Here is a 4628-nt window from a genome sequence, read left to right on the forward strand (position 1 = left end):
CCCGCCGCAGCCGCGTGAACAGCTCGAACTCCCAGTTGCGCATCCCCAGCAGCAGCGTGTAACCCTCGCGGTCCTTGGGCGACAGCTTCTGGTCGGTCTGGTGCTGCTGCGCGAAGTCCTGCGCCACGCGCTGCAGCCGCTCGAGGAAGGCCGGCGCCAGCGAACGGCTGATCGAGCCGTGCACCAGCAGCAGGCCCTCGGCCGGGCCGTCGAAGCCGCCGCGGTAGTAGTCGAGCACCACGTTCTCGCGGAAGAACTCCATCACCGGCCCGTGCGGGCGCCAGCGGAAGGTCTTGGCGAGCTTCAGGCGGTACCGGTTCAGCGGCCGCAGCTCGATGATCCCGATCCGGTCGAGCTGGGCCAGGAAGCCGATGCACTCGGCCTCGCTGATCCGGTAGGCCGTCACGATCTGCTCCAGCGTCCACTGGCTCAGCACGCTGATCGCCACCAGCAGCAGCTTCTTGTCCTTGACCACGGCCTTCTCCTGCTCGTGCGTCAGCTCCTTGAGCAGCGGCTGGGCGTCGGCCACGCGCCGCGCCAGCTCGGCGAAATCGATCTTCAGCGCGCGGCAGATGGCGTCCACGCGCGACAGCGGCATGTCGCTCTTGGCCAGCATCCGCTTGACGCTGGACTCGGCCATGTCGAGCGAACGCGCCAGGTCGGCGTAGGTCATGCGGGCGCTCTTGAGTTCGTTCTTGAGGGCTTGGACGAGATCGACGGTGGTGCTCATGAAGGTGGCAGGGTTCCGGTTGGGTATCGGTTGGAGATACCGATGGGTGTGAAATAGTGCCTCGTATCGATTCTCGATGCCTGGGGAGAGGCTGGCAACTAAATTCCGCCCGCCAACCGATCGGCCATCCCGCCATCACCCAACTTCGAGAACAGACATGCTCCTCCACTCCCTGACACGCCGCGAACGTGGCCTGGCCTTCTTCCTGGGCCTGCTGCTCCTGATCGGCATCGTCGGCCCGGTGCTGCCGGCCGCCGAGGTCGCGATCGCCCTGGTGTTCGCCGACACCCGTTCCTGGCACGGCCTGCCCAACGCCATGGACGTGCTGAGCAACCTGCCCTTCCTGCTCATGGGCTGCTGGGGCCTGTACTGGCTCAACCGCATCGACCGCGCGCACCACGAGGCGCTGTCCGGCTTCCCGCTCGCGCCGCCGGCCAGCGATCCGCCCGACAACACGCTCGACTGCGCCTGGCTGTTCTTCGCCGGCCTGATCGCCACCGCCGCCGGCTCGGCCTTCTATCACCTGGCGCCCGACGCGCCGCGGCTGGCCGCCGACCGTGCCGGCATGGCGGTCGCCTTCGCCGGCCTGATCGGGATGGCGGTCTGCGAGCGCGTGAGCCAGCGCGCCGGCTGGCCGGCCGCCTGGTTCGTGCTCACCACCGGCCTGCTGTCGGCCGAGATCGCGCAGGAGACCGGCAACGTGCTGCCCTGGGCGCTGGTGCAGTTCGGCGGCATGGCGCTGGTGCTCACGCTGGCGCTGTCGCGGCCGATCTCCGGTGCCGTCGGCCTGCGCCTGGGCTGGGTGATCGCGGCCTACGTGCTGGCCAAGGCCTTCGAGCTGGCCGACCAGCCGATCTACGAGGCCACGCAGGGCGTGATCTCGGGCCACACGCTCAAGCACCTGTGCGCCGCCCTGGCCGCGCTGCCGGTGCTCACCGCGCTCCAGCGGCTCGACCGCGGCTGGCGCGCCGCGGCCCTGCGGCACAATCCCGGCGCGGCCGCCCTGACGGCCTGACGACAGCCCCCGGCCCCGCGAGCGTTCCCCGCCGGGGGCCGCGCGGAGCCGCCAAGAGGAGAAGCTTCCGAATGACAACGCCCGCCGCTGCCGCGCCCTCGTCCCCCGCCGACTCGCACGAAGCGAACGCGCACGCCAACCAGTTCGCGCTGCTCGGCCAGCGGCGCTTCGCGCCCTTCTTCTGGACCCAGTTCGCGGGCGCGGCGAACGACAACCTGTTCAAGTTCGCCTTCACCGTGATGGTGACCTACCAGCTGCAGCTGAGCTGGATGCAGCCCTCGATGGCGGGGCTGGTGATCGGCGCGCTGTTCATCCTGCCCTTCCTGCTGTTCTCGGCCACCGCGGGCCAGCTCACCGACAAGTTCGACAAGACGAAGATGATCCGCTTCGTCAAGAACCTCGAGATCGCGATCATGCTGATCGCGGCCTGGGGCTTCGTGCGTGCCGATGCGGTCGTCCTGCTGGGCTGCGTATTCCTCATGGGCCTGCACTCCACCCTGTTCGGCCCGGTCAAGTTCGCCTACCTGCCGCAGGTGCTCGACGCGCGCGAGCTCACGGGCGGCAACGGCATGGTCGAGATGGGCACCTTCGTCGCGATCCTGCTGGGCCAGGTGGCCGGCGGCCTGCTGGTGGCGGTGCCGCAGATCGGCCACCTGAGCGTGGCGATCGCCTGCGTGGCGGTGGCCCTGATCGGACGCGCCGTGGCGCAGGCGATCCCGCCGGCGCCGGCCACCGACCCGGGCCTGGTCGTCAACTGGAACCCGGTCAGCGAGACCTGGCGCAACCTCCGGCTCGCGCACGAGAACATCGTGGTATTCCGCTCGCTGCTCGGCATCTCGTGGATGTGGTTCTTCGGCGCCGTGTTCCTGAGCCAGTTCCCGAGCTTCGCCAAGGAGGTGCTGCACGGCAACGAGCAGGTCGCCTCGCTGCTGCTGGTGGTGTTCTCGATCGGCATCGGCGTCGGCTCGCTGCTGTGCGAGACGCTGAGCCGGCGCCAGGTCGAGATCGGGCTGGTGCCGCTGGGCGCCATCGGCATGAGCGTGTTCGCGATCGACCTGTACTTCGCCGCGCGCGGCCTGCCCGCGGTGCCTGAGATGGGGCTCGGCGCCTTCCTGCGCCAGAGCGCGCACTGGCGCGTGATGGCCGACCTGGCGCTGCTGTCGCTGTTCGCGGGCCTCTACAGCGTGCCGATGTACGCGCTGATCCAGCTGCGCAGCCAGCCCACGCACCGCGCGCGCATCATCGCGGCCAACAACATCCTCAACGCCCTCTTCATGATCGGCAGCTCGGTCATCGCCGGCGCGTTGCTGGGCGCGGGCTTCACCATTCCGCAGATCTTCCTGTTCACCGGCATCGCCAACGCGGTGGTGGCCTTCTACATCTTCATGCTGGTGCCCGAGTACCTGCTGCGCTTCGTGGCCTGGGTGCTGTCGCGCTTCGTCTACCGCTTCGACATCAAGGGCGACGAGCACATCCCCGTCGAGGGCCCGGCCGTGCTGGTGTGCAACCACGTGAGCTTCATCGACGCGGTGCTGCTGATGGCCGCGAGCCCGCGGCCGATCCGCTTCATCATGGACCACCGCATCTTCAAGGTGCCGGTGCTCGGCTGGCTGTTCAAGCTCGCCAAGGCGATCCCGATCGCGCCGCAGAAGGAGGACCCAGCGGCCTACGAGGCGGCCTTCGCCAAGGCGCTCGGCGTGCTGCGCGAGGGCGACCTGCTGGCGATCTTCCCCGAGGGCGCGATCACGCGCGACGGCGCGCTGCAGCCCTTCAAGGGCGGCGTGATGAAGATCGTGGACAGCGCGCGCGCCGAGGGCCTCGAGCCGCCCGTGATCCCGATGGCGCTGACCAACCTCTGGGGCTCGTTCTTCAGCCGCATCGAGCTGCGCGGCGGCGAGCCGGTGGCGATGGTCAAGCCCTTCCGCCGCGGCTTCTTCAGCCGCGTGGGCCTCAACGTCGGCGCACCGGTGGCGCCGGCCGAGGTGCGGCCCGAGCTGCTGCAGCAGCGCGTGGGCGGGCTGCTCAATCCCTGAGGCCGGGCGCAACGCACGGACCGGGCCGCCTTCGGGCGGCTTTTTCTTTGGGGGCGGGATCCCCCGAAAAGTATCCGTTGGAGATACCGCCGGAGCCGAAACGCTGAACCGGTCGAATCATTCGAGTCCCGGGGCGCGGGGGCGGACCATCATCCGCCCACCTTCACTACGCCGCGAGGCACTCATGCAAACTCATATAGCCAACACCATCACCAACGCCCCGGTCCAGCGCGACACGCGGGCCTGGCAGTTCCAGGTCTGGGCGTCCTTCGGGATCGCCGTCTTCCTCTGCGCGACCGGCCTGAGCTGGCTGCCGGGCGAGGCACTGGACCGGGCCTTCATGGTGATGGGCTATGTGTTCTGCCTGAGCACCGCCTTCGTGCTGTCGAAGTTCGTGCGCGACAACCAGCATGCCGCCGGCCGCGACCTGCCGATGTGGAAGCTGGTCGTCTGGGGCAGCTTCTTCGTCGCGATGCTGCTGACCGGCTGGGGCCTGCTGCGCATGGAGGTCAACGACACCTACAAGGCCTTCCTCGGCGTGAGCTGGCTGTTCCTGATCAGTTCGGCCTTCACGCTGGCCAAGACCCTGCGCGACCGCCACGAGGCCGACCTCGCCGAAGCCCGCCTGCAAGGCCGCCACGCCGCCCGCGTCGAAGCCGCCCAGACCCCGGCCGCCGCCGAGTGACCGCCCGCACCCCCACGCAAGGAGCCCGATCATGAACACCGCTTTCGCCCGCAAGTCCCTGGCCACCGTCCTCGTGGCCGCCTGCACCGCCTTCGCCGCGCTCGCGGCGCCCGTGGCCCGCGCCCAGAGCGATGCCTCCATCGCGCTGTCGATGCTGCCCGTGGC

The 4628-nt window shown here is 69.4% G+C and carries 4 protein-coding genes; 3 read left to right on the plus strand and 1 reads right to left on the minus strand.

The window, feature by feature from the left end; translation table 11 throughout:
- Positions 1 to 730: helix-turn-helix domain-containing protein (locus AC27VN_RS33495; protein ID WP_490879352.1), on the minus strand; the 730-nt coding region annotated here is incomplete at its 3' end.
- A 157-nt stretch (positions 731 to 887) separates the two neighbouring features.
- On the opposite strand from AC27VN_RS33495, the gene AC27VN_RS33500 reads away from it, so the two are divergent.
- The 3 genes from AC27VN_RS33500 to AC27VN_RS33510 all read left to right on the plus strand — a co-directional run bounded on the left by AC27VN_RS33500 (position 888) and on the right by AC27VN_RS33510 (position 4463).
- Positions 888 to 1745 (plus strand): hypothetical protein, encoded by an 858-nt coding sequence (locus tag AC27VN_RS33500; RefSeq protein WP_490879353.1) that lies wholly within the window; start codon positions 888 to 890, stop codon positions 1743 to 1745.
- 71 nt (positions 1746 to 1816) lie between these two features.
- A complete protein-coding gene (locus AC27VN_RS33505; protein ID WP_490879354.1) occupies positions 1817 to 3778 on the plus strand; it encodes an MFS transporter in 1962 nt (653 codons plus the stop codon).
- 184 nt (positions 3779 to 3962) lie between these two features.
- Complete coding sequence (locus AC27VN_RS33510) at positions 3963 to 4463, plus strand: YiaA/YiaB family inner membrane protein (RefSeq protein WP_093351215.1); 501 nt, start codon at positions 3963 to 3965, stop codon at positions 4461 to 4463.
- Positions 4464 to 4628: the final 165 nt, after the last annotated feature.

It is taken from the genome of Variovorax sp. 20P10.2.4, from assembly GCF_058244205.1.

What these genes read in the sequence shown, in the direction of transcription:
- AC27VN_RS33500 (WP_490879353.1), top strand. Translation starts at nt 888, where the DNA reads ATGCTCCTCCACTCCCTGACACGCCGCGAACGTGGCCTGGCCTTCTTC.
- AC27VN_RS33505 (WP_490879354.1), top strand. Translation starts at nt 1,817, where the DNA reads ATGACAACGCCCGCCGCTGCCGCGCCCTCGTCCCCCGCCGACTCGCAC.
- AC27VN_RS33510 (WP_093351215.1), top strand. Translation starts at nt 3,963, where the DNA reads ATGCAAACTCATATAGCCAACACCATCACCAACGCCCCGGTCCAGCGC.